At 42.6% G+C, this 22,585-nt stretch carries 18 protein-coding genes; 9 read left to right on the forward strand and 9 right to left on the reverse strand.

The window, feature by feature from the left end:
• Positions 1-32 precede the first annotated feature (32 nt).
• Both AC6UD8_RS00175 and AC6UD8_RS00180 read right to left on the reverse strand, forming a co-directional pair.
• Positions 33-2,081 (reverse strand): LTA synthase family protein, encoded by a 2,049-nt coding sequence (locus tag AC6UD8_RS00175; protein ID WP_500698872.1) that lies wholly within the window; start codon positions 2,079-2,081, stop codon positions 33-35.
• A 134-nt stretch (positions 2,082-2,215) separates the two neighbouring features.
• Positions 2,216-3,163, reverse strand: coding sequence for an NAD(P)H-dependent flavin oxidoreductase (locus AC6UD8_RS00180; RefSeq protein WP_500698875.1), 948 nt, complete (start codon positions 3,161-3,163; stop codon positions 2,216-2,218).
• A 226-nt stretch (positions 3,164-3,389) separates the two neighbouring features.
• Between AC6UD8_RS00180 and AC6UD8_RS00185 the strand changes: the two genes are divergently transcribed.
• Positions 3,390-4,301, forward strand: a complete 912-nt coding sequence (locus tag AC6UD8_RS00185) for an alpha/beta hydrolase (RefSeq protein ID WP_500698877.1) — start codon at positions 3,390-3,392, stop codon at positions 4,299-4,301.
• Between the two features lie 877 nt (positions 4,302-5,178).
• Here the strand turns inward: AC6UD8_RS00185 and AC6UD8_RS00190 are convergent.
• The 3 genes from AC6UD8_RS00190 to AC6UD8_RS00200 all read right to left on the reverse strand — a co-directional run bounded on the left by AC6UD8_RS00190 (position 5,179) and on the right by AC6UD8_RS00200 (position 8,819).
• Entirely contained in the window at positions 5,179-6,177 is a 999-nt protein-coding gene (locus AC6UD8_RS00190; RefSeq protein ID WP_500698879.1) for a LacI family DNA-binding transcriptional regulator, read from the reverse strand.
• A 1,144-nt stretch (positions 6,178-7,321) separates the two neighbouring features.
• Entirely contained in the window at positions 7,322-8,104 is a 783-nt protein-coding gene (locus AC6UD8_RS00195) for a hypothetical protein (RefSeq protein ID WP_500698881.1), read from the reverse strand.
• Positions 8,105-8,249: 145 nt separating this feature from the next.
• Complete coding sequence (locus tag AC6UD8_RS00200; RefSeq protein ID WP_500723536.1) at positions 8,250-8,819, reverse strand: TetR/AcrR family transcriptional regulator; 570 nt, start codon at positions 8,817-8,819, stop codon at positions 8,250-8,252.
• A gap of 400 nt (positions 8,820-9,219) precedes the next feature.
• On the opposite strand from AC6UD8_RS00200, the gene AC6UD8_RS00205 reads away from it, so the two are divergent.
• The 5 genes from AC6UD8_RS00205 to AC6UD8_RS00225 are packed head-to-tail and all read left to right on the forward strand — an operon-like array spanning position 9,220 to position 12,823.
• On the forward strand, positions 9,220-10,467 hold the full coding sequence (locus AC6UD8_RS00205; RefSeq protein WP_500698886.1) for a LysM peptidoglycan-binding domain-containing protein: 1,248 nt from the start codon (positions 9,220-9,222) through the stop codon (positions 10,465-10,467).
• 57 nt (positions 10,468-10,524) lie between these two features.
• The gene (locus tag AC6UD8_RS00210; RefSeq protein WP_500698887.1) at positions 10,525-11,094 is read left to right on the forward strand and encodes a hypothetical protein; all 570 of its coding nucleotides are present in this window, start codon (positions 10,525-10,527) and stop codon (positions 11,092-11,094) included.
• On the forward strand, positions 11,084-11,440 hold the full coding sequence (locus tag AC6UD8_RS00215; RefSeq protein WP_500698890.1) for a hypothetical protein: 357 nt from the start codon (positions 11,084-11,086) through the stop codon (positions 11,438-11,440). The genes AC6UD8_RS00210 and AC6UD8_RS00215 overlap by 11 nt, the downstream gene beginning before the upstream one ends.
• Positions 11,430-12,053 carry a hypothetical protein gene (locus AC6UD8_RS00220; RefSeq protein ID WP_500698892.1) on the forward strand — a complete coding sequence of 208 codons (624 nt, stop codon included), beginning with the start codon at positions 11,430-11,432 and terminating at the stop codon, positions 12,051-12,053. Before AC6UD8_RS00215 ends, AC6UD8_RS00220 begins: the two co-directional genes overlap by 11 nt.
• A gap of 11 nt (positions 12,054-12,064) precedes the next feature.
• The gene (locus tag AC6UD8_RS00225) at positions 12,065-12,823 is read left to right on the forward strand and encodes a hypothetical protein (protein WP_500698894.1); all 759 of its coding nucleotides are present in this window, start codon (positions 12,065-12,067) and stop codon (positions 12,821-12,823) included.
• Between the two features lie 52 nt (positions 12,824-12,875).
• Here the strand turns inward: AC6UD8_RS00225 and guaA are convergent, their stop codons facing one another.
• Complete coding sequence (guaA, locus tag AC6UD8_RS00230; RefSeq protein WP_500696355.1) at positions 12,876-14,435, reverse strand: glutamine-hydrolyzing GMP synthase; 1,560 nt, start codon at positions 14,433-14,435, stop codon at positions 12,876-12,878.
• Between the two features lie 10 nt (positions 14,436-14,445).
• Positions 14,446-15,588: an IMP dehydrogenase gene (gene guaB / locus AC6UD8_RS00235; protein ID WP_500693290.1), complete on the reverse strand. Its 1,143-nt coding sequence runs from the start codon at positions 15,586-15,588 to the stop codon at positions 14,446-14,448.
• 234 nt (positions 15,589-15,822) lie between these two features.
• Here guaB and hisS point away from each other — a divergent pair, with 234 nt between their 5' ends.
• The 3 genes from hisS to AC6UD8_RS00250 all read left to right on the forward strand — a co-directional run bounded on the left by hisS (position 15,823) and on the right by AC6UD8_RS00250 (position 19,362).
• The gene (hisS, locus tag AC6UD8_RS00240; protein WP_500698896.1) at positions 15,823-17,013 is read left to right on the forward strand and encodes a histidine--tRNA ligase; all 1,191 of its coding nucleotides are present in this window, start codon (positions 15,823-15,825) and stop codon (positions 17,011-17,013) included.
• 64 nt (positions 17,014-17,077) lie between these two features.
• Positions 17,078-18,538, forward strand: a complete 1,461-nt coding sequence (locus tag AC6UD8_RS00245) for an amino acid permease (protein WP_500698899.1) — start codon at positions 17,078-17,080, stop codon at positions 18,536-18,538.
• A 170-nt stretch (positions 18,539-18,708) separates the two neighbouring features.
• On the forward strand, positions 18,709-19,362 hold the full coding sequence (locus AC6UD8_RS00250) for a VTT domain-containing protein (protein ID WP_500693293.1): 654 nt from the start codon (positions 18,709-18,711) through the stop codon (positions 19,360-19,362).
• A gap of 28 nt (positions 19,363-19,390) precedes the next feature.
• On the opposite strand, the gene xylB is transcribed toward AC6UD8_RS00250, so the two are convergent.
• Both xylB and AC6UD8_RS00260 read right to left on the reverse strand, forming a co-directional pair.
• On the reverse strand, positions 19,391-20,887 hold the full coding sequence (gene xylB / locus AC6UD8_RS00255; protein ID WP_500699317.1) for a xylulokinase: 1,497 nt from the start codon (positions 20,885-20,887) through the stop codon (positions 19,391-19,393).
• A gap of 147 nt (positions 20,888-21,034) precedes the next feature.
• Complete coding sequence (locus AC6UD8_RS00260) at positions 21,035-22,582, reverse strand: ClC family H(+)/Cl(-) exchange transporter (protein ID WP_500693295.1); 1,548 nt, start codon at positions 22,580-22,582, stop codon at positions 21,035-21,037.
• Positions 22,583-22,585 lie beyond the last annotated feature (3 nt).

Consider the following 22,585-nt stretch of genomic DNA (forward strand, 5'->3'; position numbering starts at 1 on the left):
AGCACCTAACTCATGTGAGTTAAGTGCTATTGTTATTTGTCTAGGGAAGCTAGACTTGTTGACTTTTGGCCCAACTGCTTTTCGAGGCTTTTTTCGCGCTTCAATTCATGATTGTAGTGGTAATCTTTTGGATTAACTGGCTTAAAGCCCTTGGGATGATAGAAACGAAGAAGATTTTCTTTATTCAACTTGTCCGACAGTTCCAGTTCGTGGTTGACCTGGTGCTGATTCTGATTGATTTGGTTTTGCTGCTTCTGATCTGGATGAAGCTGACGTTTGGTCTGATTATCATAAACCGTGCCGTTCGTGGAGGTGTACTTGGGTGAGACCCAGTCACGGTTTCTAAACGTCACCACCTGGTCGTGTTGCTTGGAGAAGAGGTCGGTTCCAAACTGAACGTATGGTTTGGAATTAATTCCGAGAAGATGGAGAACCGTTGGTAACACGTCGATCTCACCGCCGTACGTGTGGTGGATTTTCCCACCGGTGGTTCCTGGCATGTTGATCATAAACGGAACTTTTTGGATTTGGCTGTGGTCAAAAGTGTTCCAATCGTTTGGTTTGACGCCTAAAAGCGGTGCCAGACTACGTTCATCCTGGTCCATTAAGCCATAGTGGTCACCGTAGATGATGATCATTGAGTTTTTGTCGAGACCCGTCTGATGCAGGTAGTCATAAAATTCTTTGACGGACTGGTCGAGGTAGTGGGCGGTGACAAAGTAGTTATTGACCTCCGGATTGTCAGTGTTGGTGGTCTTAAAGTGCATCTGCTTTTGGTCTTTTTGGTCCAGAACGTATGGCAAATGATTAGTGACCGTCAAGTACTTGACGTAAAAGGGCTGTTGAAGGTTCTCTAAGTACTTGTTGGAATCTTGAAACAGATACTTGTCCTTTAAGCCCATGCCTTCGGTCCGATCGCCCTTCATGTTGTAATCTTTGGAACTGAAGAAGTACTGGAAGCCGAGCCGTTTGTAAGTGTTGTTACGGTTGTAGAAATTAGCGTCGTTACCGTGGAAAACGGCGGACGTGTAGTTTTGCTGTTGCTTCAAAATGGCGGGAGCCGCCTGAAAGGTATTGTCGTTTCCATATTGAGAGAACAAGGAGCCCTCCGGCAAACCGTATGTGCTGGTTTCAAGCATGTTTTCGGCATCGGCCGTTCGTCCCTGTCCCACTTGGTGGTAGAAGTTATCAAACGAGTCAGTTGACTGACTATGGTAGATTTTATTCAGGAAAGGCGTCACTTCCTTGCCATTGACCTTTTTGTCGATCAAGAATTGCTGGAGACTTTCAAGGTGAATGACGATCACGTTTTTTCCGCGCGCTTTCCCGTACATTTCTGGATTAGGGGCAGCGTAGTGTTTTTTCGTAAAGCCTAAAATGTCATTTAGATCTGATTTCTTAGCGGTCGAACGCGCGATGTTGGTCTGAATGGACTTGGTCCAGTCGTAGACGGTGTAGTTGTCGATTCCGATGTATTTCACAATGTCATTCTGCTTGCTTTGCGTACTTGACTGGGCGAACAGGTTGGGATTATCGATGTGGGTAAGAAAAAGGTTGAGAAACAAAAAGATAATTCCGACCAGGGTGGTTAGTAAGCTAAACCTAAGCTTCAAAGGCTTTTTGTCGATTTTAATAACGCGAAATGCCAGTAACAGAATAATCACGATCAGGTCTATCCAGTATAAGGCGTCCCATTTGTTGATAAGGGCGGTCGCACTGGTAATTAACCCACCGTTTAAATTGGAATGACCGGTCGTCATCGTGTCCGCAGTCATAAAGCCCAGAAATCCTCGGAAATAGACGATGTTTATGTACAATAAGACGGTGTTTAAGAAGTCAATGAAGATGATAAAGGGATAAAAGAGCTTGGCGGGCTTGAAATACAACGCCAGACTCAACGTGATGATGATTGCGGCCAGTGGATTGATTAGTAAGATGATGTGCTGCATGCGACTCGCTGGAATGAGGTAAAAGACGTGGTAGTAAGCGTAGACGGTCTTGAACCAGAACAGAGCCACTAGTAACAAGAAGAACCCGATGCGGGTATTAAAGATGTTGAGAATTTTCTTAATGATTTTCAAATTGAACGTTCCTTTGTAAGAATTTATGTAATTTATCACATAGGAAACATCTTATCACATTAAGAATTAGCAAAGCAGAATAAAAAAGCTTCAAATGGCTGATAGACACGCCACTTGAAGCTTTTTATTAAGATTTATTTTTGAAAATCCTGCATCATTTCATCCACCACACCTTGAACACTCTTGACGTCGTGAATGTTGTTGATACCAACGTCAGTGGAAATCACACCGTCATCAAGTTTGCCGTCAAGCATGGCAGGACGAACGCCACCGGCCTTGCGGGTTTGTTCATAGGTGTCTTTGACGCCATTTTGAAACTCCTTGGCCCACTTATCAGCTAGCGGATTCTTGATTGAACGTTGGTTAGGAGATACTAATACTACGTCATCGACTGTCGAGTTGATGATTTTTTCTTTAGCAGCATCTGAAGTCCGGTTTTCGTCAGTCACAATGAACCGAGTTCCAACGTAGACTCCCTGAGCACCCAGTGCAAAGGCAGCGCGTACACCACGAACGTCCGTAATACCACCAGCGCCAACGACTGGAATGGAGACGGCATCCACAATGCGTGGAATGGTGGTAAACGTCCCAAGGCCGGTCGTTGGAATGATCCCACCTTCATCGTAACCAGTGGCAATCAGGATGTCGACGCCTAATTCTTCAGCTCTTTGAGCGCCCTTAACGGACGGATTGAGTTCGCGAAAGATTAGGGTACTACCGGATTCCTTGATTTCTTTAAAAAGTTTTGGATTGATGACACCAGAAATGATGAAGATGTTAACCCCAGCGTCAAAAGCAGCTCTAAAGGTCTTATCTGGGTAATCAAACTCATCTTCACTTCCGACAATCATGTTGACAGCAAAGGGATTGTCGGTGAGCTGTTTGGCCTCTTTAATCTGCTTTTTTAACGTTTCCGTGGCATCTTGAGTGGGATTAGTCTTGCCAGCGTTTGGGCCAAACGTCCCGAGACCACCAGCATTTGAGACCGCGGCGACAAACTTAGCGTCAGTTAGCCAGTTGAGTGACGCCTGAATGATTGGATACTTAATTCCAAGCATTTTAGTTATTGGACTTGTTTTCAATTTAATTACTCCCTACTTATTATTAGTTAGTTATGTATTTACATTTTAGTTGAAAGTTAGCTTGAAGCAAACTAAAACGATTTGTGATTAATATAATGACATTCAAATTAATCTGTAACTCGTCTGAAGCTGGCTAGTTACCGGTACCACGCGACGCTTAAAAATTAATCATGATTTGAATCGCTCTGCCCGTATAATGGCAAGTGTTGCAAAAAGGAGCGAAATTATGAAAAAAGGAAAGCTGAAGCGCTGGCACAAAGTTACAATTGCCATCGTAATTACCGTGATTATTTTAATCTTTGTGGGAACCTACTTCCTGTTTAACTTCGCGTTTAAACGGGGTGGATACAGCACGCAGGTCGGCGAAAAGGTTAACACCACTTGGATTAAAGAACAAAAGCCCCAGATTTGGCACCAAACGAACAAGGGTGGCCTAAAACTCATGGCCTACTACTTACCAGCTAAGCAAGCGACGAATAAGACCATGATCGTAATCCACGGTTACGGAAGTACTGGGCACAAGATGAATAACTACATTAGAATGTTTCATGATGATGGTTATAATGTGTTAGCACCAGATGACGAATCATTTGGACGTAGTCAGGGTGAGTACGCTGGTTATGGGTGGAAAGATCGGTCTGACATTGTGACATGGATGAACATGATTAACCAGAAAATACCGAATGGACGACTTGGCATGTTTGGGATCAGTATGGGAGCGGCTGCCGTTCTCTTTACCTTGCCGAAGGTCCCGCACAACGTTGACTTTGCGATTACCGACTGTGGTTATAACAGTATTTATGACGAGTTGAAATATGAACTGGGAACGTTGTTTCATTTGCCGACCTTCCCAATCCTGCCCATTGCCCGCATCTACGGTGATATTTTTGCTAAGTACGATTTCTACGATGCCGACACGAAGCAGACGTTAGCGCATAATCAAATTCCACTATTCATCATTCATGGCAATGCTGATAAGTTTGTTCCCGTAAAGGATGCCTATATCAATTATAAAAACGACCACGGTCCTAAGAAATTGTGGATTGTGAACCATGCAACCCACGCTGATTCTTTGAACAAAGAGGGACAGGTCTACGTTAATAAGACCAGGGCGTTCGCTGAAGAGTATTTTAAATAAACAAAAAAACTAGCAAATTATATTTATAAATAATTTGCTAGTTTTGATTCAGAAGCTAAGGGCATAACACTAGTGACTAATAATTTAATGTTTTTTTCCATGATTCTCTTTCGCTCTATTTAAGAACCTATTTAGTTTTATTCCTAAGTGGATACACAAGTATAATACTAAGATAATTAGTAAAACTAGAAGTACTGTTAACAACAAAGTACCAATCATAAAGAATAAATCAAACCAATTTATCATTTAATTTCCTCCCTTAAATAGAATAATCTAAGTATTACCAAAAATCCAAAAGAAAAAACCCTGGCCTCGCTGAAGAAGTCAGAGCAATTAGGAAGATTCGGCTAGTCAAGTTGACAGTATAGTAGTTTGTGGATGCCTGACGCTTGTGAGTTATCGAGGTTTAAAAAGTATCTATATTAGTTAGGGAGTCCGATAAAAATGTTTCTTAACTAGTCGATGAGAGGAGTATATCACCAAAATAATAAAAAGAGACTAATTATGATTTTGAAATAATCATTAAACAAGAGTTAGGATAGCGGAAGTGATTGGCGCGGATGAGCTTGGCGCTGGTCTAAAGTTTTTTGAGCCAAAATTAGGCTTAAGATAAGTTTCGTAAACGATTAACTAAACGTGATGGGTGGCGTTTTGGCAGTAAATCTTTCATTATTACTTTGAGTGGGGTTTAAACGACCTCTGGTAAGGCATTTTGCCGTGTTATTCTTTAGTCGCTCCAAAAAAGATACTTTCACAATGCTTCCTACTTCTGGAGCACACATAGCTTCAAACTCCAAAAAATGCTGCTTCTCAGAAGTGGCACTTTTTATTTATTAGACAAAAACCGGCTAAGCATGGACTTAGTCGGTTACAGATATTATTCAAATTTGGCGTGGACCATGTAGCGTTTTTTACTTGGGTCCACTTTTTTGTTTAAGATGTCGTACATGAGTTGCGCGGCGTATTTTCCCATGGTGTACGCGTCTGTCCTGATACACTTCGTTTTTGGCTGAATTAGGTTGACGATGTTGGAACTCACAAAACCAGTGATGTTTGGAACCTTGTCGCGGTCAATAATGTTGTTACGCAACAACCGGGGCAAAAAGCTTAGCAACCACTTTTCCGTTAGGCAGAAAATCAGACTGTTGGGTTGCTTTTTTAATTGGCGGACGATTTCATGATAGGCACGGTGAAGTGACGTTTTGGAATAACCGGGCTTGACGATTGTAATATCAGGTTCGGGGTAGACGTATTTAATCCCAGCAACACGCTCTCTGACGACCTTCATCTCGCTTTCAGCGTTAGTAACCAAGATTAACTTGGAAAGCCCCAGGTTGTTTTTAAAATAGGCGGCGGCTTTCTGAGAAATCGCAAAGTTGTTAATGACGATGTTATAAAAAAAGCCATCGTTAATGGATTTATCGGTCAAAATAACGGGGAAACGCGGTTTTAAAAGTTCGGCAATGTCCTTGATGTGACTGTTGACCGGATGAATGATGGCGCCCCTGATGAGGCTAGTATCTAAGGCTAGAAAGAGGTCGCGTTCGTTTTTGTACTTACTGGCGGAATTAATCAGCAAGGGGATGTACTTGTAAATGGACAGTTGGTCCTGGATTCCTTCAAACATCCTGATTGAAAAGGGATCCTCGATGTCTGACACTCCTACCGCAATGATGCTCCCACTGTCATTTTGGCGGCTTAAGCCACGCGCCATTGAGTTAGGAACGTACCCGAGGTGTTTGATTGATCGTTTAATGCGATTCGCCGTGTTCTTGGACATCGAGTTAAGATGGTTGTTTAAGAACCGTGACACGGTGGCCGTTGAAACTTTGGCGTGTTTGGCAACTTCTCTAATGGTGACTCGTTTTTTGTTCATTTCTCATTTCCTCAAATTTTATTTCATAACTGCTAACTGCATGGAATTATCATATCTAATAAAATTATAAAAAGCAAAACAATATCAATTAAGATTGAAATTAAGGTTATTGTTGTTATAAAATTGAGAAAACGGTTAACCGAGCATGCCTGTATGAGGATTAATGAGAAACATGTTTATTTTAAAAAATAAACATGAAATCAATTGAAGGGCTGGTATGACAGGCAACGGGACCATTATTTTTAACCGTTCTTAAAGATTAGTGGAATTGTTTACAGTTTGAATAACGTGTATCGCTTGTGGAAGGGTCAAGAAGTTTGAGTGACTTTAGCTGTAATTGGCCAACTTAATTTAAACAATTTGCGCAAACGCTTAACCACTTAGTCAATCAGATTTTTACGTCATAAAAGACCGTTATTTATGAAATAACTTGTGGGATTAAAGATTGAGAGGGTGATTTCATCTCTATAATTAAAGATAAATCAAGTTTCGTTTGCGGGAGTTTTGAATGTGAGAAAAGTTTTTCATATTAATCAAAAATAACTAATAACAACAGCTTAGATTGTCGTATGTATACATGTCAGGCCACAAGTATTGAGGGATATAAACATAAATAAATACTAAACACATAATGATAAAAAGATCCTGGCGGTTTCTTTAATATCAAATGAGTTAATTTTCGGGTGGGCCATTTCGGAATTAATACTTGTGGAAGATGTGTATCAATCACAAATAATCGGGCATTTATGGCCTGATTGTTTTAATAGTAGGATTGCTGTCACTAATTAGTTTGGTAGCGATTGTTGGAGTTTTTTCGTTTTGCGCGGGGTGGTGGGGAATTCATTGTTTAAGCAGGTTTCACGGCCAATAACACTCCCAGTAACAGGTGGGATCTGCGAGACATTTGAGCGAATTGACGGGTTAGTCAATGGTGCTGGTATGCAAAAGAAGAAACGAAAGTAGTCAGAAGCAAATTAAGTCACGATTACGTAGTTCTACTATTGAATAGTGGTATCTAACGAAATAAGTCGAAAACTAATAAGTCACATTATATGTAAGACACTCTAACGTTAGGTATCCAAAAAAGGACTCCCAAGTCGAAAGATTTGGGAGTTCCTTTTTTAGTTATCTTAATTTTTAATTATTAGTGTCTAAAATGATGTGCTTTTCTTACGCGATACCAGACAAAAGCGCCAATTCCGACAATTAGAATAACAATGATGCCACCGATCATCCATCCGGTGTGATCTTTCTTGGTGGATTGCTGTTTCCGCTTGTCCTTTTTAGCTTTTTGGTTCTTGTCATTATGTTGCTTGTTTTTCTGCTTTTGCTGGTCTTTTTTGGTTTTATTTTGATTATTGCGATTTTTAGTCGTTTGTTCTTTATTTTGTTGCTTAGTTTTATTTTCTTGATTAGGTTCGTTACCGTTAGCGGTTTGTCCTTGGTTATTACTTGTTTGAGAATTACCGTTTTTATTTATCGCTGCGTTTCCGCCACTTGAACCGTTGTTCTGTCCGTTTGCCGTTGTTCCGTTTGAAGGAGACGTTGCGTTTCCACCTTGATAATTTCCACTCTGTTGTGGCTTATTGAGTGGGTGGTACGCAATGGTGACTGTCATTGACTGACCAGCAGCTGGATAGGTGTTACCACCGTTATCAGCTCGGTTGCTTCCGGCAACGTAGCCGGGAATGTTTGGAACGTCGTTTGATAGGTCAAGCATACTGTTAGGAGCACCATAGATAACTTTACTGGCACGAATTGGTTGACCAGTTAAAGCATTGACGTACTGGACGACAACTTGACCTTGCGCAGTACCTGCCGCGACATTTGAGTCAGCGTAAACCATGTTTGGATGGGTTACAAACAGTCCACCGGCAAACATGGTAGTACCGACTAGCAGTGAAAGAGCGATTTTCTTGATATTCATAATAACCATCCTCGTTATGTATTTTGATATAAAATCCAAGGATAAGTATACATCAAAATGGAGGGGTAACTAGTACAGTTATTAAAAGAACCATTTCCAATTTTAGTGGAAATGGTTCTTTTTTAGTCATAAGCTACTTACCTTTTTAAATCATTAAAGTTATGGGGGTATTCACAAAGAAAAGAAAGGTCACTTTAAAGTGCTCTGGGTCTTCTGGAATGGGTTGGGTCATCCAAATTTCAATGATGGAGAGATACATATTGACGCAAAATTCACATGAAAGACCGCTGGAAATGTTTTTGGCAGTTTGGGACTGCTTGTTAAAAATGTTCTTCATCGCCCATTCCTTGTAACGTTTCTTTAAAAATTCCGTCCAGTGTCCGCGAAGGTTGGGATTATATAGGATTTTAAGAATCTCTCGCTTGTCGTATAGCGCCGGTAATAAATAGTTGGCGATTAACTCAAAGGGAGATTGGCTAGTGTTGCTGGGGGGGGGGGTGCTCATATCCTTTAAACCACTGATAATTGGATCATCCACTTCACATTCAATGTAGACCAAGATGTCATCAATACTTCCGAAGTTATTATAGAAGGTTCCTCTGGATAAATCGGCTTTTTGGATTACATCAGTTACGCTGATTTTGTAAAGTGGTTCTGAGACGGATAATTCTAGAAAAGATTGTGCGATTAAGTGTTTGGTGTTTAAAGCAATCACGATACCGACTCCTCAAATATTAAGATTTAGTTAAGAATATTATTGTTAAATAATATACATTCTGTCTAAATGATAATCACTTTTGCGGCAAACATTCAAGGTAAAAAGCCAATTATGGCAATACTTAGACACTCTGTTCAAAAAAATGAAGTTTGTAAAAATTAAAACAAGTTGTTAATTTTTAATAAAGCCACTCGTGCCTTTTTGTAATTTTTTCTAAAACGGAGTGGGAAATACAAAAGGGGGGATGTTTTATGTTAATTAACGATTCTAATTTTAAGGTGAAGGTAGATGATGAAAAGTTAATGGGATAGCGTAGTTCCCTGTTGTATTTGAATAAGCGCGTTAATTCAAGAGTTACTTTGCTGTTTAGAAACTGGTTTTGAAAGGAAGATTAACGATGGAATTTAATAAAAAGAACGTTCTTAAAGGACTATTACTTAGTTCATTAGCACTAGGAGTATTTGTAACAGCTAACACCGCTTCAACGAATGCCTCAACCACGACGACTGACAACCAAGTTAGTTCATCAAAAATTAGTAACAAAAAGGTTATTACCATTCAATGGGGTGATACGGTATCTGGTTACGCTCAAGAGTACAACAGTACTGTAAAGGACATTGCCGACGCCAACCATTTACAAAATGCTAACCTGATTTACGCTGGGTCAAAGATTGTGATTCCAGTGAACTCCCGTAAACCTGGCGAAAGTATTTATTCCGGTTGGAACAACCTTCAAAATGGGGCTGGAAACGTCCAAGCTCAACCAGTTGTTGGAGCTAGTCAGAAAGCCGCAGTTAAGGGCCAAAATTCCGCAGCAACTGCTCAAACTCCTGCCAAAATTGCTGGTCAAACCACTGGTAATGGAGCGGTAGCTAGTTCAAAAACAGCTGGTAAGACGGGTTCTAACACACAAGTTCCAACTCAGTCACAAAAGAATAACGGAACAAGTCAAAGTACCCCAACCACTCCAACTTACAACAATGGTTCAGTAACACCATCACAAAATGGCGAAAGTACCAGCAATGGCAATCAAACTACCCCCTCAAATAACGGTGGTCAGGTAGCACCATCAAAGGACGGAAACACTACTCCAGTTCCATCAACTAATAATGGTAGTTCAACTACACCGTCACAAAACGGAGGTTCCACTAGTAATGGTGGAAGCACAACTCCATCCAATCCATCTAATAACGGTGGAAACACTAACAATGGCGGCCAAGTAACTCCACCTGCTAACAACAACGGTAGTGGAAGTACTGGCAATGGTGGTTCAACTACGCCTACTAATCCATCTAACAACGGTGGCTCAACAAATAATGGAAGCAATACACCAAAACCAGCTTTCACTCCTGATGAAGCTGGTGTCAGAGCAGCCTTACAAGCTAAGGTAGCTTCATTTGGCAAACCACAAGTTGATCCAAATCCAAATGCTGGTCATTTATCTATTAACGGGAGTGTCGATGGAGATGTATCCATGATTACATCCGATCAACAGTTAGCTGATTTGTTGTGGGATAACAGTAATGCATCATTGATCCAAAATTCCTTGAGTTTTATCACGGCATTAAACTTACAAAATGTTTCCGTTAATGTTGTAAATGGTAAAGTCCACGCATCATTCACATTGGCAGTTTCTGAATCATAATTTCAATAATTAATTTTCCACAAAAAAATACTACAATTTTGGGAGTTTAAAAATATTATGGAAAATCACAATCATTTTTGCCCGTATTGTGGCAAGCCCATTGAAGGTGATCCTGACTTTTGTCCAAACTGTGGGCGTAAACTGACGAGTTCAAACAGTTCCGGTAATCAGAGAAATCAAACTAAGGGAGAACGTACCTTTCAGAATGCTTCTCAGTCAGTGAATCATGCTTTTGAAAATGTTTCTAAAAAAATGAGTCAAAAAACGGGGCACGAGATTAAAGCTAGTTGGGTTAGTATTGCTGCCATCGTTGCTGTGGTCGTCGTGATATTTGGCGTTGGATTTGGAATCTACCATGATCAACGGACTCATCTGAGTGGAACATACACGCATAGTACCAATCTACTAATTACTAATGTTAAAAGTGACATGACTTTTCATCGAAATGGATTTGTTGATGGAGACAGTGGTAATACAGGAACATATAAAATTAATGGTAATAATCTTGAATTAACTGAAAGAGATGGAACCAAACCAAGCAAAACCACCAAAACGGTTGCGACTCTTTCAAATAATCGAAAATCTTTTAAATTGATGGGAGTGCAGTATACCAAAGATGAAAAATGATAAAAAACAAGCTAATCATCACAGTGGGTTGACCTGGATTGTGATGTCGATTTTAGTACTATTGCTACTTGGGATTGGAGTGTATACCAATTATCGAAACCATATTGGTGGCATGTATTCCGCTGAGGGCAAAAATGTACCGGCCAAAATGAAGCCGAGTTTTACGTTTAAAGGGAATTACTTTACTCAAATGGGAAATAAAAAGGGTTCTTATGAAATTAAGAACAATCAAATTAAGTTGACCGAAAAGAATGGGAAACACAAAGCCAAAGCGGCTGGACAAATATCACATGATAGAAAGTCATTTAAGTTGATGGGAGTGGAGTATACCAAAGATGAAAACTAAAAAAGTTATGTTAGTGGGCATTACCGCCTTGAGCGTTCTAACCCTTGCTGGATGTGGTACTTCTAAAAACGACAGTCCTAAAAAGGAATCGTCGAGTGCTTCTAGCGTGGTTAAACACAAGAAAGAGAGTGCGCCTAAAAGGGCAACTACCAGTAAGTCTGATACTAAGACTGCAGCCCCTAAAGTGGCGGCAATGAACCTTAGTCAGATACAGTCCGGTGATTACAGTAGCATTGCCGGTCAGTGGAAAGAAGTCGGTCACATTGAAAATAATGTGGGTGGCTCGGGAACACAAGGACCAACTGTTCAACCTAGTGGAACGGACAACTTGAGTGTTACTAAAGATGAAATTTCAAATAGTGACATTAAGATGAACGCTAATTCGTTAACCGACAATAGTGGGTCACATTCATTAACTTATAAGGAAAATAACGGTTCGTTAGTGGCTTCGCTTCAAGACGAAGACACACCAATTAACTGGTCGGTCAGTTTCTTTCCAAAGGGAACCACAACTTCTTACACGTCTAACGGCAAACCAAATGACACTGATATGATTGTGGTTTGGACTAGTAATAACAATCACACGGTGGTTTATGGACGGAGTGGCAACTAAGGAAGAGAGAAATGAACAATAAAATAAAAATACCCGGCAAATATAAATTATTTGAATTCACCGGACTTCCAGATTTTGCGCATTCTGAAAAGGGCGAGGAAATTACTAGGAATTATGTTCAAACTGAATCACAAGACGGCACTTACTTGGTGCTTTTAAACTTCGGTAAATGGATAATGATTGTTTTAGGTTTCTTCTTTTTGGTGGCAGATGGTTTGGGAATTCTGTTCTGGATTCTAGCTTTTTTGATGCGTAAAAAAGGGCTTTTTCCTAACATGGTTAGAAAAAACTTAGCCAATGCTAGAAAGACTTATTTGGATTATTACTATCAATATATGGATAAATTGATTAATAATTTAGTGGATCAATTAGGATTGAATGACAGTTTTTGGCGTAGCTTTAAAACTGATAATCAGGCCATTATTTATTACGATAAGGGATTTATGTATTTTGAATTGGATAAAGACCTGCTAGTAATCTATAACAAAGATAACATCAAAGAAGTCAGCCGTGAACGGGTTCATACTGGTTCGCAGACCACTTCTAACTCTGGCACGGTTGGTGGAGCAATCCCACTACAAATTAAAAATATTAACTTTGCGGTCGGAGGTGCTAGTACGACCACCAATGGAACGACGAGTGATGTCTATGAATGGCACTTTGATATTTTGACTAATTTTGCATTTTATCCGAAAGTTTCATTTGTATTGCCAGATTCTCAAGCAATTGAAGACTTCATTGGCAAGGCGTATGCGGTGTTGAGACCGTAATCAGTAAAAAAGATCCTCACTTTTAGTGAGGATCTTTTTTGTATATTTATGTTTATTGATACTCAATGGTTGCCGGTGGCTTCCCGGTAATATCGTAAAGTACGCGGTTAATCCCGGGAACTTCATCGACGATTCGTGATGAGACTTTACTCAAGACGTCCCACGGAATTTCCGCAAATTCAGCGGTCATCCCATCAACGGAATTAACGGCACGAATGTTGATGGCTTCATCATAGGTTCGTTCATCACCCATGACACCAACGGTCCGAATCCCAGGTAAAGCAGTGAAATACTGCCAAACCTTCTTGTCCAGACCGGCCTTTTTGAACTCGTCACGCAGAATGGCGTCAGAATCTCTGACCTTCTTTAATCGTTCGGGAGTCACGTCACCGATAATGCGAATGGCAAGACCGGGACCGGGGAAGGGTTGCCGCCAAACCATCTCGTCTGGCATTCCCAGTTTTTCACCGATTTCTCTGACCTCATCCTTGAAGAGTTTGTTTAATGGTTCAATTAACTTGAACTTGAGGTCTTTAGGTAGTCCACCAACGTTATGGTGAGACTTAATCGTTTGGGCGGTATCCGTTCCGGATTCAATCACATCAGTGTATAAAGTACCCTGTGCCAAGAAATCAACGTCCTTGAATTTGCGGGCTTCCTTTGAGAAGGTGTCGACGAATTCTTTCCCGATGATTTTACGTTTCTTTTCGGGATCGGTGACGCCTTTTAGTTTGGATAAGAATTCGTCACTAGCATCGACAAAGTCAATGTTTAAGCCAAATTCATCGCCCAAAGTGTGTAAGACCTGTTGGGCTTCATTCTTTCGTAACAGACCGTGGTCAACGAAGACTGAGATGAGTTGGTCCCCAATTGCCCGATGTAAGAGAACGGCGACCACACTGGAATCTACTCCACCAGAGAGACCCAGTAAGACGCGTTTGTCGCCAACTTCTTCCTTAATGTTTGTAATGGCATCTTCAATGAAGTCGTCCATTGACCAGTTGTCCCTAGCGTGGGCAATGTCAAAGACGAAGTTGTGCAGCATTTGGTTCCCCTGTTTGGTGAGGTTAACTTCGGGATGGAATTGGACGGCATAGATGTCTTTATCAGGATCTTCCATGGCAGAAATGGCACACTGTTCGCTAGTGGCGGTTACTTTGAAACCGTCTGGCACTTTGGTCACAAAGTCCCCGTGACTCATTAAAACGGTTTGATCGGTATCCAGTCCCTTAAAAGTACCAGAATCATTACTAGTGACCTTGATTTCGGCAGGACCGTACTGACTGTCGTCAGCGGTGGTGGTCTGACCACCCTTTAGGTCGTGGGCCAATAGTTGCATGCCGTAACAGATTCCTAAAATCGGAATGCCCATGTTTAAAATCTCAGGGTCGACGTTGAGGGCGTCTTTGCCGTTGACACTGTTGGGGCCACCAGAAAAAATGATGCCCTTTGGTGCGATTTCTCTTACTTCTTTGGCAGTGATGGTGTGTGGTTTTAGTTCTGAATAAACGCCCATGTCACGAATGCGACGGGTGATTAATTGGTTGTATTGACTCCCAAAGTCGAGAACTAAAATCTCATCATAATCACGTTTTTTTGTACCAGTTGCCATCAAATTCCTCCTATTTATCGATTGAATAGTTTGGTGCGGATTTGGTGATTTGCACATCGTGGGGATGTGATTCGCGTAGTCCTGCATTAGTAATTCTAACAAATTGAGCGTTATTAATTAAGTCGGAAATGGTATGAGATCCGGTGTATCCCATTCCAGAACGAAGGCCACCCGCAATCTGAAAGAGAACGGTTGAGACGTCACCCTTGTATGGGGTTTGACCCTCAATTCCTTCTGGAACGAGTTTCTTTTCTTCTTTGACCTTGCCTTGAAAGTATCGGTCAGAAGAACCATTTTCCATGGCTGCTAGTGAACCCATGCCACGGTATGCTTTGTACTTCTTGCCGTCAGCACCCGTATAAACGTCTCCAGGAGCTTCCGTTGTACCAGCTAGCATACTTCCTAGCATAACGGCGCTTCCGCCCGCTGCGAGCGCCTTAACGATGTCTCCGGTGTACTGCATCCCACCGTCAACGATGATTTGTTTGCCGTAATCGGCGGCAACTTGGGCGGCGTCAAAGGCAGCGGTGATTTGGGGAACTCCTACACCAGCCACGATTCGGGTGGTACAGATGGAACCGGGTCCAATGCCGACTTTGGCAATGTCAACACCAGCGTCAAAGAGGGCTTTGGCACCAGCACCGGTCGCAATGTTTCCGGCAATCAAAGTCTTGTCTGGAAACTTGTTTCTGATTTCAGCGATTTTCTCTAATACACCCTTGGAATGACCATGGGCGGTATCGATGATGACGGCGTCTGCCCCGGCATCAAATAATAATTGAGTTCGATCGAAGGTATCGTTAGTTACCCCAACGGCCCCCGCTACTAATAGATGACCATTGTCATCAACTGCAGCGTTGGCACCGGTAACTTCAGCATTTTTAACCGTTTTAACTTCAGCTGCTTGCTTTTTAGCGCTCATGTTTTTGTGAACTACGCCGAGTCCACCGTTTTGAGCCATCGCAATCGCTAAAGGTGCCTCTGTGACAGTGTCCATACTTGCGCTTAGAACGGGTAAGTTTAACTTTAAGTTTTTGCCTAAGGTCGTTCTTAAGTCAACTTGGTTTGGTAACACGTCACTTGCTGCAGGAATTAAGAGAACATCGTCAAATGTTAATCCTTGTTTCCCGAATTTATAATTCCAATCCTTCATCGTACTCCTCCTATTGTTCAGTTTTATATAAATTGTTAATAGAATACCATAAAAAACGTTGTAACATCAATGACAACTCGAACAATTTTTCTTTGGTTAACTTTAATCATATGTAGTTGGCGCTTGACTGATTTATAAAGACGGACAAGACAGAGTAATTCAATAATGGTAAAATCTACGTATATCTATTTGACAGAATTTTAATTAAACAATTAATAGAAAGATGGGAATATTATGGATGACAAATTTAAGAAAGTGCGAGGGATGTCAGACATTTTGCCTGATGAGACCAGTGTTTGGCAACGAATCGAAGATACGGCGCGGGACGTTTTCGCTCGATACGACTTTCATGAGATGCGCACTCCGCTAGTTGAGAAAACCCCCGTCTTTACCAGAACTTCTGGTGATAGTTCGGATATCGTCACCAAGCAAATGTACAGTTTCCAGGATAAAAGTGGACGAGACATCTCACTACGACCAGAGGGAACCGCTGGAGTAGTCCGTTCCTTCGTTGAAAACAAGCTGTTTGGACCAGAACATCCCAAGCCCGTTAAGGTTTTCTACATGGGAGCCATGTTTAGATACGAACGTCCTGGTGCGACTCATAATCGGGAGTTCCATCAGATTGGGTGTGAATCAATCGGAGCTACCAGTCCCCAGATTGACGCTGAAACGATTGCGTTAGCCCTGGACATCTTCAAGGGCGTCGACATTAACGACTTAAAGGTTGAAATTAACACGTTAGGTGATGAAGAGAGTCGGAAACGTTACCATGACGTTCTAGTAGCCTACTTCTCAAAGTATGAGGACCAATTAAGTGAAGACTCCAAACGGCGCTTAAAACAGAATCCGCTCCGGATTTTAGACAGTAAGGACAAGGGGGACCAGCAGTTGGTCGCTGACGCTCCGAAATTAGAAGACAGTTTAACAGATGAATCCAAACAATACTTTAATGATGTTTTATCGGCCCTTGATGCTTTAGACATTCCGTACACCATTGATGATCGGTTGGTTCGCGGGCTTGATTATTACACCGATACGGTGTTTGAAATCATGGCCAAGGATCCGAGCTTCGGAGACGATTACACCACGATCTGTGCCGGTGGCCGATACAATCACATGGTGGAAGAGTTCGGGGGACCTGAAAATACCGGAGGCGTTGGCTTTGCCTTTGGTGAGGAACGGTTGGCAACCATCGTGAACTCTAACGATGACAGTGATTCGATTGACTACTTCATTGCGACCGACGTGAAAGATAAGGAAGCTGACGTTAAGAATCAGATTCTTGATAAGGCCCTAAAAACCGCTGAAGACTTGCGTAACGACGGGAATTCTGTTGAAGTCAACTTTCAGAGTCGAAGCATGAAGAGTCAGATTAAAGAAGCCAAGAAATTAAACAGTAAAAACATTATGCGAATGGATTAATTATCAAGAGGAGGGCGAATAATATCGCCTTTTTCTTTTAATTCAAGATGAAAGAAGTGAGGATTTGAGTAGTAAAAAAGAAAGGGTCGGAACTATTGGTCTGACCGCGTTTGTACTATCAGCGATGGTTGGTGGTGGAATCTACGATTTGCCCCAAAACATGGCACTCCATGCCGGTGCAATTGCCCAAATCATCGCTTGGGTGCTATCGGGATTAATTATCTGGTTTATTGTGCGTTCGTTTATGACCCTATCGGAGGTTCGACCACAGTACACCACTGGTTTGTATCACTATGCCCACGCTGGGTTTGGCAACTTTACCGCCTTCTTTGTAAGTTGGGGGTACTGGATCTGCCAGTCATTCGCCGTTGCCGCGTATTCGGTCTTACTGATGTCAACGTTAAATGCCTTCTGGCCCGGAACGTTTACCGGTGGCAATAACTGGATCTCAATTATTGGCGGAACCATCGTGTTGTGGCTGATGACCTACCTAATTTTAAAGGGAATCCGGGTTACCAGCCACGTCGATATCTTTGGGACGATCTGCATGCTGACGATTGTGGCCATCTTCATCATTACGATGATTGTGGTCTTCAACTGGCACGCTTTTTCCACTAACATGTTTGCGTCTCAGACGTTACCAAAGGTTAATGACAAGGCCATGGGGAGTTTGTTTTCCCAAGTCCGAAATGCCATGATGACCACAATGTGGGTCTTTTCTGGGGTTGAAGGAGCCGTGGTTCTGTCAAGTAACGCCAAGAGTCAAAAGGATGTGCGTCAGGCCACTAAATATGGCTTCTTAATTTGTTTGGTACTGTATGCGCTGGTTTCAATTTTGCCACTAGGCTTACGCAGTTACGGGCAACTGGCGAACCTGCAGAGTCCGTCAACTGGGGCCTTGATGCAGATTGTTTTGGGACCACTGGGACGATTAATCATTACCTTTGGCGTCATTGTTGCCGTCTTATCCAGTTGGTTGACGTGGGTCTTAGTTCTGTCTGAGATGCCACGAGCTGCCTCCATGGACGGGACCTTCCCGAAGTTCTTTAGAAAGATGGGCAAGAACAACGTTCCGATTCACTCGCTGTTCATGACGGTTATCGTCATTCAATTAATCATTATCTTTACCTATTTTGCGGGGCGGGCCTTTAATTTCACGCTGACGATCGTGGGAACGATGACGGTGCCACCGTACCTGATTTCGATGATGTACCTGTTCAAGATTAGTCGCAATGAGAAAACGTTCAATCCTGAAGGGCACAAGCTATCCGTTTCTAGAAAGAGTGCCTATTTGGTTTCAGCGCTCGCAATTTTAGGAACCATCTTCATGGGATACGCCGCCGGATTGGAATACCTGACGATTGCCTTCGTGATCTACGCTTTGGGAATCCCACTGTTTATGTACGCGAGAAAACAGTACGCACCGGGTCAACCAATCTTTGGTAAGTACGAACGTTACTTTGCCATTGCCATTTTGGTGGTAGCGGTCATCGGGGTCATCTTACTGATTCAACCGAAATTGTAATTAAATTTGGAAAAATTAAAAGACGATTGAACTTTCAGATAGTTCAGTCGTCTTTTTGATATTCATTAATTTTAGTTTAAATAGAAGCCGATAGGTGCTCCGTGGCTATTCTTGCTAGCGGCATTTTGGTAAAATTAGAAAATAAATAAATTTAAGTGGGGATTAATTATATGAGTTTTTTAGTCGATTTTGTGCTTCACATTGACCACCACCTAGTCACACTCGTCAACATGTTTGGCAATTGGACCTATCTGATCCTGTTTGCGGTTATCTTCATCGAAACCGGCGCCGTGATCATGCCATTTCTGCCGGGTGATTCACTGTTGTTTGCGGCCGCTGCCTTGGCCGCAGCGAGTACCAATGATTTAAACGTTTGGATTTTTGTGATTTTGTTCTTTCTGGCGTCCGCCTTGGGGGACTCACTAGATTTCTTCTTGGGAAGAAAAGTTGGCCTAGCCATTACTGACAATAGGCATTTGAGCCGGTTCATTAAGCCCAAGGATTTTGAGAAAGCTCATCAGTTCTTTGATAAGTATGGTTCATGGGCCATCCTACTTGGTCGCTTCATGCCAATTGTGCGGACGTTTGTTCCGTTCGTCGCTGCCAGCAGTGACTACAGTTACCAAAAGTTCGTGAAGTATGACATTACCGCATGTGTGGCATGGGTCGCACTATGTTGTGGTGGCGGATACTTTTTTGGCAACATTCCGTTCGTTAAGGAACACTTTTCGGCCGTGATTTTATCAATTATCTTGATTACGTTACTTCCGGCTCTGATCGGATTAATTAAAACCCGTTTCACTAGTAAAAAGGACGCAGCCTAGGCTGCGTCCTTTTATTTTGGGGGTTGAATTAACGTAAATCCTGTAATTCATGACTAATTTTTTTCGTTTGGGGATAAATTTGTTGATAGATTTTAAAAATCTTAGCGTATTTATCAGCGTTAGCGGCAATTGGTTCGTAGGTCTTACCGAACTTGATGAACTGATCGGCACAGGCGGGAAAGCCGGTGAACCAACCAAGTCCGACAGCCGCAATCATGGCTGCTCCAATGCCAGGTCCCTGTTCGTTTGCGAGGGTGATGACGGGTTTGTCGAAGATGTCCGCCTGCATTTGGGTCCAGACGGAACTTTTAGCGCCGCCACCAATTGAGGTCACGTGATCAATGGTCGCACCCATTTCGGCGTAAATGGTAAGGATATCTTGGAGACTGAAGGTGATCCCTTCCATCACGGCTCTAGTGAAGTCGCGTCGGACCTGGGTGCGGTCAATTCCAATGAAGCTCCCGCGAATTTGCGAATCAGCGTGAGGCATTCGTTCCCCAGCAATGTACGGAGTGAATAAGAGACCGTTGGCTCCAATCGGAGATTTACCGGCTTCATTAGTCATCTCGGTAAAGTCTTCGTCCTTGACGAAAGTGTTCTTGTACCATGTTAATGAATCACCCGCGGCCAGCGTGACACCCATTGAATAGTAGGTATCAGGAATGGAATGGTCTTCCATTTGCAGGCGGCCACCATAGTCGGTTGAGAGATCGACCTCGTGATGTAGGACTACGCCCGAGGTTCCGACACTGACTAGCGCGTTATTGGGTGACATGATGCCCGCTCCAACCGCGCCAGCGGAGTTGTCGGCGGCTCCACCATAAACCTTGGTAATGGTGGACATATCGGCTTGATCGGCGAAGTCGGGAATGACGTTTCCAGCGTAGTCAATGGACTGAATTAGTGGCGGCAGGATTTTCTCGGGAATACCTAAGGCCTTACAGATTTCGAGGCTCCACTTGTTATCGTGAATGTCTAAGAGGGTGGTTCCGGTGGCGTCAGAGAAGTCGACCGCGATGTTACCAGTCATCTTGAAGCGCAGGTAGTCCTTTGGTAGGAGGAAGGTTTTTACTTTCGCCCAGTTCTCCGGTTCGTTTTCTTTGACCCAGAGAAGTTTGGTAATGGTAAAACCCTCCAGTGGTTGATTACCGGTGATTTCAACGAATCGCTTCCCTAGTTTATCCTCAATCTCTTTGCGTTGTTTTGTGGTTCTGGTGTCGTTCCACAAGATGGCTGGTCTGATGACCTGATTATGCTTGTCTAACAAGACTAGTCCGTGCATTTGGCCCGAGAAACTAGCTCCACTAATGGACTCTGGATCAACATTATCATCATTGACTAGTTTTCTGATGGCCGCAATCGTGCCGTTGACCCAATCATTGGGATTTTGTTCACTCCAGCCTGGTTTTGGCTGAGGATTGGGATATGACGTTGACTCTTGTCCCACGATATCACCAAGCTTGTTGACAGCAGTGACTTTGACCGATCCCGTGCCGAGGTCGATTCCTAAAACGTTCTTTTCCATGTGTGCACCAACTTTCATAAATATTCCTTGTAGTTACAACTCTTAATTTAAGACTAGCAGGTTATGTAATCGTTTTCAATGAATATTAATTTAATGATGACAAAGAAAAAACAACTAACCAAAATGGTTAGTTGTTAGAGATTAGTTTTATTCATCAATCTCCATCGCCATCTTAACCAATTGCTTCTTAACTGGTCCGATGTTATCACGATGGGCGAGGACGATCAGTGTGTCACCGGCTTTAATCTGGGTGTTGCCATTGGGAATGATGTGCAGATTACCCCGACTAATCGTGATGAGAATGGAGTGGTTCGGCCAGTGAATGTTTTTGACTAATTTGTTTTCAATTGAACTGAATTCGTAGACCGGGACCTGAATTTTGTCCGTCTTACTATCAGCGTTGAAGTATGTCTTGATGGCCGTTAACCGTTCGGCTAGGGCTTGATAGATTGGTTGACCACCCAGCATGTCGACAACGACGTACGAAATGAGGACCACGAGCGCTAACGCCATGAAGTTCTTGGTGTTACCGACCAGTTCGGTTATTAGCATAATCGAGGTAAAAGGCGCCTTACTGACAGCCGCAAAGTAGCCGGCCATCCCGAAAATCAGCAAGTTGTTGACGTACCCGGCACCGAGCAGTCCAGTCTGTGACATAAAGCCACCGTAAGCGGCACCAATCAGTGATCCAACGGCTAAGACCGGCATGAAGAAACCACCTGGAATTCCAGCACCATACGTAATTAATCCGAAGACAAACCGGACGATTAAGAAGACAAAGATGGCAGTCAAGGGCACGTTGTGAGTGGCAACGGTCATAATGACCCGACTACCACTTCCGATGGTAGTCGGAAAGAACATTCCAACGGGAATAACCAGTAAAATCGGAATCGCACACATAAAGTACCATGGAATAATTTTAATCTTAGCGAACCACTTTGGCAGGTCCAGTAGACCTAAATTATAGACGTAGCCTAGAACACCTAGAATAATGCCCAAGATGATGAGCTGCCAGTAGTTCTGGAGTTGAAAAATGTGGCTGTAAAAAATGGGTAAAATTGGTTTTAAGCCGAAAACTTTTAATGAAACAAAGTTTGCACAGATTGACCCCGTGAGTGACGAAAGCCAGACGGCGGGGGAGAAATTGCGATAAACACCTTCCATGACGAAGAACGTTCCCGCTAGTGGTGCACTAAAAGTGGCCGACAGTCCAGAGGCTGCTCCGGTCGCAATCATCAATCGCCGCTCAGAACCGCCTTCTTTAAAGCCCTGGGCAATTCCTTGACCAATGGCACCCCCTAACTGAACGGAGGGTCCTTCTCGTCCAACGAAAATTCCGGTTCCAACGGTTAGGACACCAGTGACAAATTTCCGCCATAAGACAGAGACCCAATTAGTTTCAATGTTGCCCGCAAGTTGAGCTTCAACCTGTGGAATCCCGGAGCCTTTAACGTCAGGATCGCCCTTCATGATAAGACCGGTCACGATTGAGATGAGTAAGAAAGTGGGAATTACTAACCACAGAAGATTGAGATTGTGGTCAAGTCCATGATAAATTGTAAGCGACCATTTTAAAGCGACCTGGATTAGGTAACGAAAAGACGCAATTACAGCACCCGTCAGCGTTCCAATAATGGTTGCAAAGAGAACGTATCGAATGTCTGAAAAATCAATGTGGTGTGTGCGTTTCGGCAAGTT

The organism is Fructilactobacillus sp. X1R3C1 (assembly GCF_059901545.1).

Bases quoted from the DNA above. Each gene is read 5' to 3' on its own strand.
- AC6UD8_RS00185 (WP_500698877.1), top strand. From the start codon at position 3,390: ATGAAAAAAGGAAAGCTGAAGCGCTGGCACAAAGTTACAATTGCCATC.
- AC6UD8_RS00190 (WP_500698879.1), bottom strand. From the start codon at position 6,177: ATGAACAAAAAACGAGTCACCATTAGAGAAGTTGCCAAACACGCCAAA.
- AC6UD8_RS00195 (WP_500698881.1), bottom strand. From the start codon at position 8,104: ATGAATATCAAGAAAATCGCTCTTTCACTGCTAGTCGGTACTACCATG.
- AC6UD8_RS00205 (WP_500698886.1), top strand. From the start codon at position 9,220: ATGGAATTTAATAAAAAGAACGTTCTTAAAGGACTATTACTTAGTTCA.
- AC6UD8_RS00210 (WP_500698887.1), top strand. From the start codon at position 10,525: ATGGAAAATCACAATCATTTTTGCCCGTATTGTGGCAAGCCCATTGAA.
- AC6UD8_RS00215 (WP_500698890.1), top strand. From the start codon at position 11,084: ATGAAAAATGATAAAAAACAAGCTAATCATCACAGTGGGTTGACCTGG.
- AC6UD8_RS00220 (WP_500698892.1), top strand. From the start codon at position 11,430: ATGAAAACTAAAAAAGTTATGTTAGTGGGCATTACCGCCTTGAGCGTT.
- AC6UD8_RS00225 (WP_500698894.1), top strand. From the start codon at position 12,065: ATGAACAATAAAATAAAAATACCCGGCAAATATAAATTATTTGAATTC.
- guaA (WP_500696355.1), bottom strand. From the start codon at position 14,435: ATGGCAACTGGTACAAAAAAACGTGATTATGATGAGATTTTAGTTCTC.
- guaB (WP_500693290.1), bottom strand. From the start codon at position 15,588: ATGAAGGATTGGAATTATAAATTCGGGAAACAAGGATTAACATTTGAC.
- hisS (WP_500698896.1), top strand. From the start codon at position 15,823: ATGGATGACAAATTTAAGAAAGTGCGAGGGATGTCAGACATTTTGCCT.
- AC6UD8_RS00250 (WP_500693293.1), top strand. From the start codon at position 18,709: ATGAGTTTTTTAGTCGATTTTGTGCTTCACATTGACCACCACCTAGTC.
- xylB (WP_500699317.1), bottom strand. From the start codon at position 20,887: ATGGAAAAGAACGTTTTAGGAATCGACCTCGGCACGGGATCGGTCAAA.